The sequence below is a fragment of the Mesorhizobium sp. M4B.F.Ca.ET.203.01.1.1 genome (assembly GCF_004791025.1).
Classification (GTDB): Bacteria; Pseudomonadota; Alphaproteobacteria; order Rhizobiales; family Rhizobiaceae; genus Mesorhizobium; species Mesorhizobium abyssinicae.
The window spans coordinates 1-296 of sequence record NZ_SRUO01000248.1; the positions used below are offsets into that span (position 1 = coordinate 1).

At 61.5% G+C, this 296-nt stretch carries 1 protein-coding gene; it reads right to left on the reverse strand.

All coding sequences use genetic code 11. The features are described from left to right. Positions 1-243: hypothetical protein (locus EN846_RS34530; RefSeq protein ID WP_135928156.1), on the reverse strand; the 243-nt coding region annotated here is incomplete at its 3' end. Positions 244-296: the final 53 nt, after the last annotated feature.

Here is a 296-nt window from a genome sequence, read left to right on the forward strand (position 1 = left end):
ACGAAAACATCGCTTTGCGGCCGCGCTGAGGGAGTTCGCCGGCACGCCGACGGGCACCGAACCGGCATAGGCGCATTCGACATATTTCATCAATTCGACGTTGAAGCGGGCGCCGCACAGGAAGAAGTGCGTGAAGCGCGCGGCAAGAGCGACAAAACGGTCATGGGTGATGTCGTGCCGTGGCGGCTTGCCCTGTCCAGGATAGCCCGGATGCTTCAGATCGTGGACGAGGTATCTCAGCAACGGAGACCAGCGCCGCCTGCGACGCAAGGCGTAGCGGATCGGATAGAGTTCTC